General features: G+C 63.1%; 7 protein-coding genes. All 7 read left to right on the top strand.

Annotated elements, in window-relative coordinates:
• Nucleotides 1-1,035, top strand: a 1,035-nt coding sequence (gene metG / locus AC1DMG_RS18840; RefSeq protein ID WP_477180893.1) for a methionine--tRNA ligase subunit beta, incomplete at its 5' end; no start/stop codon positions are given.
• A complete protein-coding gene (locus tag AC1DMG_RS18835; RefSeq protein WP_477177885.1) occupies nt 1,036-1,767 on the top strand; it encodes an alpha/beta fold hydrolase in 732 nt (243 codons plus the stop codon).
• 9 nt (nt 1,768-1,776) lie between these two features.
• Nucleotides 1,777-2,400 (top strand): electron transport complex subunit RsxB, encoded by a 624-nt coding sequence (locus AC1DMG_RS18830; RefSeq protein ID WP_441603502.1) that lies wholly within the window; start codon nt 1,777-1,779, stop codon nt 2,398-2,400.
• Nucleotides 2,397-3,032: an endonuclease III gene (gene nth / locus AC1DMG_RS18825; protein WP_441603503.1), complete on the top strand. Its 636-nt coding sequence runs from the start codon at nt 2,397-2,399 to the stop codon at nt 3,030-3,032. The genes AC1DMG_RS18830 and nth overlap by 4 nt, the downstream gene beginning before the upstream one ends.
• Before the next feature lie 512 nt (nt 3,033-3,544).
• Nucleotides 3,545-3,853 carry a hypothetical protein gene (locus AC1DMG_RS18820; RefSeq protein ID WP_441603504.1) on the top strand — a complete coding sequence of 103 codons (309 nt, stop codon included), beginning with the start codon at nt 3,545-3,547 and terminating at the stop codon, nt 3,851-3,853.
• 254 nt (nt 3,854-4,107) lie between these two features.
• Nucleotides 4,108-4,773 carry a response regulator gene (locus tag AC1DMG_RS18815; protein WP_441603505.1) on the top strand — a complete coding sequence of 222 codons (666 nt, stop codon included), beginning with the start codon at nt 4,108-4,110 and terminating at the stop codon, nt 4,771-4,773.
• Nucleotides 4,770-6,069, top strand: a 1,300-nt coding sequence (locus tag AC1DMG_RS18810) for an ATP-binding protein (RefSeq protein ID WP_477180892.1), incomplete at its 3' end; no start/stop codon positions are given. The genes AC1DMG_RS18815 and AC1DMG_RS18810, both read left to right, overlap by 4 nt.

Below are 6,069 nucleotides of genomic sequence, written 5' to 3'. Positions count from 1 at the left end.
GATTTCCTGCGCTATTACTTCACCACCATGCTCAGCGACACGCCGGTGGACGTAGACCTTGACCTGAAGACCTTCGAGGAACGCGTCAACTCGCACCTGGTCGGCAAGTGGGTGAATATCGCCAGCCGCACCGCGGGCTTCGTGCACAAGTATTTCGACGGCCGTCTCGCCCCGGCCTTCAGCGCTGAAGAACAGGAGCTGTGGCGCGAACTGCTCTCGCTCTACGGCGACGTTCCCGCCTTGTACAACAGCGGCGAGTTTGCCGAAGTAGCGCGCCGCTTCGTGACCATGGCCGACATGGTCAATGGCTACATCGCCGCCAAGGCGCCGTGGGCCATGGCCAAGGACGAGTCGCGCCGCGACGAACTGCATCAGGTCTGCTCGTTTGCGCTGGCGGCGTTCCGCCTGCTCGCCGGCCTGCTGAAGCCGGTAGTGCCGGCCACGGTGGAAGCAGCCGAGCGTTTCCTCGCCGCCCCGATCAACGGCTTCGACGATGCACGCGCCGAACTGCACAACCACACCATCAACGCGTTCGAGCCGCTGCTCGGCCGCATCGATCCCAAGCAGGTCGAGGCCATGGTGGAAGCGTCCAAGGATTCGCTTGCACCTGCCGAAAGCAAACCTGCCCCCAAGAAAACCAAAGAACCCGCCAAGACCATGACTGAAGCCAGCACCGCACCGACCGCCGCACCCGAAGCCCCTGCCCTCATCGGCATCGACGATTTCGCCAAGCTCGACCTGCGCATCGGCAAGGTCACCGCCTGCGAATTCGTGGACGGTTCGGACAAGCTGCTGCGTTTCGAACTGGATGCCGGCCCGCTGGGCACGCGCCAGATCTTTTCGGGCATCCGCGCGGGCTACGGCGAGCCGGAAAAGCTGCTCGGCCGCAACGTGGTGTTCATCGCCAACCTGGCGCCGCGCAAGATGCGCTTCGGCGTGTCCGAGGGCATGATCCTGTCCGCCGGCGACGGCGGCAGCGACCTGTTCCTGCTCGACGCCGACCAGGGCGCCAAGCCCGGCGCTACCGTTCGCTGAGTGCCGCCCACCATCGACACAACGTGGGTGCTGATGCCAGGCATTGATGGCACGGGCAACATGTTTTCTTCGTTGACGTCGCACTGGTGCAGTAGGGAGCCTTATCTATCTATCGCCTATCCGGCCTCGCTGTCCGCGAGGCTGGAAGCTTACGTAGAGCACGTGGCTCAGCAGATCACATCGTTAGATCGCGTGGTGCTCGTCGCCGAATCTTTTTCCGGCCCGATTGCCATCCTGTTGGCAGCCAAACTGGGACCGCGGCTTGCCGGCCTCGTGCTGTGCGCGAGTTTTGCCACCACTCCCCACCCACTCGTTGGGCTTGCTCGCCGCTGTCCCGCTATGCTGATCGAACACGGCAAGCGCCAGGCTTTTCTTTTGCGCCGTTATTGCGTTGGCAGCAATGCCGAACCGGACCTCGTCCAGCGACTCTCCAACACACTGAGGGGAATCGATAGCGCGACGCTGGCGCAGCGTTTGGCTGCGCTAGAGCGTCTGGACGTCAGGGCATCCCTGCGAGAGCTGGTAGCGCCCATTCTTTTGTTGCAAGCGGGCCATGAGCGTCTGCTGAGTGGACCTGCCGTGAGGAACCTTGTGCTTGCCGCACCACAAGCCACCGTAGAGTCGATTGATGGGCCACACCTGCTCCTGGAGGCGAAGCCGAAGGCGTGCTTCCAGGCCATGGCCCGATGGAGCGCCGGCTACGACTTCGCCCTTGGCACCTTCGCCGCTTAAACTAACCCCATGACTTTGGCTACACCCTCCCTCGCCGACCGCATCGATGCCCTGCTGCCGCAGACGCAATGCGAGCAATGCGGTTACCACGGCTGCCGTCCGTATGCGGAGGCGATCGCCAGCGGTGAGGCGAAGATCAACCAGTGTCCGCCCGGCGGTGCCATCGGCATCGCCAGGCTCGCCGCGCTGCTCGATGTCCCCGTGCTCCCGCTCGATCCGGAACACGGCATCGAGAAGCCGCGTACGCTCGCCCGTATCGTCGAGGCCGATTGCATCGGCTGCACGAAATGCATCCAGGTGTGTCCGGTGGATGCGATCGTGGGCGCGTCCAAAGTGATGCACACCGTGATGATCGATGACTGCACCGGCTGCGAGCTGTGCGTACCGGCCTGCCCTGTGGATTGCATCGTGCTCGAACCGATGCCGCTGGCACAGGTCGACGACCCGGCTCACGCCGACGCATCGCGCGAGCATTTCCAGCGCCGCGAAGCGCGGCTGACACGCGAACGTCTGCACCGTGACAACGAGCTTGCTGCGCGCAAGGCCGAGGTGGCCGCCATGACCACGCCGACCAATCCCGTGCTCGCCGCGCTCGCGCGGGCCAAGGCCAAACAACAAGGAAAGACCTCGTGAAGAAGGCCGACATCGTCGAGCTGTTCACCCGTCTGCGCGAAGTCGATCCGCATCCCACCACCGAACTCCACTACACCACGCCGTTCGAACTGCTGGTGGCGGTGGTGCTGTCGGCGCAGGCGACCGACGTGGGCGTCAACAAGGCGACCAAGAAGCTGTACCCAGTGGCGAATACGCCGCAGGCGATCCTCGATCTGGGCGAGGAGAAGCTCAAGCAATACATCAGCACGATCGGCCTGTTCAACAGCAAGGCCAAACATGTGATGGCCTTGTGCAGGATCCTGGTCGAGCAATACGACGGCGAGGTGCCGCAGACGCGCGAAGCGCTGGAGGCGCTGCCCGGCGTCGGCCGCAAGACCGCCAACGTCGTGCTCAATACCGCCTTTGGCCACGCCACCATCGCGGTGGACACCCATATCTTTCGCGTCTCCAACCGCACCGGTCTCGCCCCGGGCAAAGACGTGCGCGCGGTGGAAGACAAACTCGAAAAAGTGGTGCCGCTGGAATTCAAGCAGGACGCTCACCACTGGTTGATCCTGCATGGACGCTACGTGTGCAAGGCGCGTAAACCCGATTGTCCACAATGCGTCATTCGCGATTTGTGCCGTTACAAGGACAAGACGAAGGCCTGACCACTTGCTTCGCTGAAAGGCCATGCGAGCAATCCACTTGATTGCTCACGCCTCATCAGTTACGCCGGTAACGACTTCGCTGCAGCGTCGCAGCGGTCAGGTACGCGCAAGCGCAATGCGATGTCGATGAGCGCGCCGATGACGATGCCGTGACGAATATAGGTCACTAGTCACGGCGCACGCTGTCGTCGTATCGACATCTTGTGTGCAAACCATCCGTTTCGTTGGCAACCACCATCGCGCTGCACGCACACGTTGATGTGCCCATGTCATCGACGCGACATCTCGCACGTCGATGCCTCCACGCCGTTCGTCACATGCAAGCGGCAAGGTCTTGCAGTCTTCAGTCATGCAGGCAAGAAATACCTGTGACTAGTGGCATAGAACATGTGGCGAGGGCCTTTAAACCTCATAAATTCCTCAGTGTTTCGTGCGAGTTCCTCAAGCATGAAACGCTGCATCGACCTAACGTTGAGCCTCCCCCGGAACTCCCCCCGTTAGGAGGCACCACCATGAAGCGCTTCATCCTCCCCGCTCTCGTGGCTGCACTAGGTTTTGCCAGCGTCGGCACTGCATACGCCTCGGTCGAAACCTATACTGTCAGTATGAATGGCTACGCCGTCATTGGTTTCGTTGGAAACACTCCGGCCGATTTCGCTCGCGCCCAACAGAAGGCGAATGGTTGGGAAACACAGCGTCACCTGATGTTGAAGCCGCAGTCGATCAAGGCTGTTGCCATCGACCAGTCGTCGGGCGTCGCCCTCAACCAGACTGAGCTGCGCGCAGCCATCGTGCAGGCCGCCCTGGCCAAGACGCCCTGAACGCACGTCATTCACACTTTTATCGGCGCCACCCCCATACGCGTCGAAACAGGAAGGAAAACGGCGAGCGAGCAGACTCGCCGTTTTCCTTTTTTGTCGTGCCTGATTGACGCCAGCCGTCTCACTTGCCACCGTGACGCCTGGGCAGGCTCAAAGCGGCCCGGGAAAAGATCCACAAAAGGTAGAGCACGGATCATGCGTCCAGGCGGCGGCCCGGACCGTGCCGCCGCCAAGTCCGTCACGGGTGCGAAGGCATGCATATTCTGCTGGTCGAAGACGATGCCGAGCTGGGCGGTGCGATCAGGCACGCGCTGGAACACCAGTCCTATGCGGTGACCTGGCTGCGCGACGGTCGCCAGGCCATGGAAGCGCTGCGTGGCGATCCCGTCGACCTGGTCCTGCTCGATCTGGGCCTGCCTGGCAAGGATGGCCTGGAAGTGCTCGCCGAGGCCCGGCGCTCCGGCGTGAAGACACCGGTGCTGGTGATGACCGCCCGCGACGCGCTCGAAATGCGAATCCGCGGCCTGGACCTGGGCGCTGACGACTACCTGGTGAAGCCTTTCCACCTGGGCGAGCTCGCTGCCCGCATCCGTTCTCTCACGCGCCGTACACAAGGCCTTGCCGACAACATGGTGGAAGTCGGCGGCCTGCGTCTCAATCTGGCCACGGCCGAAGTGGAGTTTCGCGGCGAGCGCGTCACCCTGACGCGCCGCGAGTTCGCCCTGCTCCGCGTGTTGATGGAGCGCGCCGGCCGTATCGTGCGTCGTGAGGCGCTGGAAAACTCAGTCTATGGGCTCGACACCGTGGTGGAACGCAACGCCATCGAAGTGCAGGTGCACTGGCTGCGCCGCAAGTTGAGCCCCGAGGTGATCCATACCGTGCGCGGCATCGGCTACATGATCCCCCGCGAGCCGCAATGATCACTCAGCCGATCAGCCTGCGCACCCGCCTGACCTGGCTGATCATCGCCGTGATGGTCGCCGTGCTGATACCGCTTGGCTGGATCAGCTATCGTCGCGAACTGCGCGAGATGAACGAGCTGCTTGACGGTCGTCTCGCCCAGGCTGGCCGCACGCTGGGCACGCTGATCGCGCACGGGCAACTGCCGCTGCACGAGGCGGACCTGCCATCCATCGCGCAGGGCACCACCAGCCATCGACATGGCGTGGTGGTGTCGGTACATCCGCACAACTACGAGCCCGAGGTCGGGTTTCAAGCTTACGATCCGCAGGGCGAGCTGATTGCCGCCACTTCGAATTTCGCCGACCTGCCGCCGCCGACCCGCGAAGAGCGCGGCTTTCGCGACATCCAGCGCGAAGGCAAGCAGTGGCGTACGTTCACCCTGCAGAATCGCGCTGACCTGGTGATCCGCATTGGTGAACAGTCCGACAACCGCGCGGACATTGCGCGCGGGCTGGTGATCGAGCACACGCTGCCGCTGCTGGTGGGACTGCCGTTGCTGGCGCTACTGGTGAGTCTCGCCGTCAAGCGCGGCCTGCGCCCCGTCGCCGTGCTCACCGAGATGCTGGATCGTCGCACTCCCGGCAGCCGAAAGCCGATGCCTGCCGATGTGGCGCCCGGCGAAATCAAGCCGCTGATCGTGGCGCTGAATCAGCAACTGGAACGGCTCGAAGACGCACTGGACCGTGAACACCGCTTCGCCACCGATGTCGCCCACGAACTGCGCRCGCCGCTGGCGGCGACCATGATCCATCTCGAAAGCGCCATGATCGCGGACGACCCCACTGAAGTGGAGTTCACCGTGCGCCACGCGCAGCAGAGCATGGCGCGGCTGGGGCGACGCATCGAACAGATCCTGGCGATGGCCCGGCTCGAAGCCGGCGCCGCCTCGCAACAGCGCACGCCGATGGACTTGATACGCATCGCCACCGAAGTGATCGAGGAGCTGGCGCCGCTGATCGCCGAAAAGGACATCTCGCTCAGCCTCACGCACGACGATGACATGGCTGTCGTGCTTGGCCACGAGGTGGCGCTCACCGCCATGTTTCGCAACCTGATCGAGAATGCCTTGCGCTATACGGAAACTGAAGGCCAGGTGGATGTTTCCGTGCGCCGGGATGGTGCGCAAGTGGTGATCGATATCTCCGACAACGGTCCGGGCATACCCGAGGATCGACGACAGGCGGTTTTTCAGCGATTCCATCGCGAAGTGGAAAGCGCGACGCGCGGTTATGGTCTGGGGCTGAGCATTGTGC

Source organism: Dyella sp. 01N36, assembly GCF_056399745.1.
The sequence above is the reverse complement of the archived record's forward strand: the minus strand, read 5'-3'. Positions and strand labels throughout refer to the sequence as shown.

Bases quoted from the DNA above. Each gene is read 5' to 3' on its own strand.
- AC1DMG_RS18830 (WP_441603502.1), top strand. From the start codon at position 1,777: ATGACTTTGGCTACACCCTCCCTCGCCGACCGCATCGATGCCCTGCTG.
- AC1DMG_RS18820 (WP_441603504.1), top strand. From the start codon at position 3,545: ATGAAGCGCTTCATCCTCCCCGCTCTCGTGGCTGCACTAGGTTTTGCC.
- AC1DMG_RS18815 (WP_441603505.1), top strand. From the start codon at position 4,108: ATGCATATTCTGCTGGTCGAAGACGATGCCGAGCTGGGCGGTGCGATC.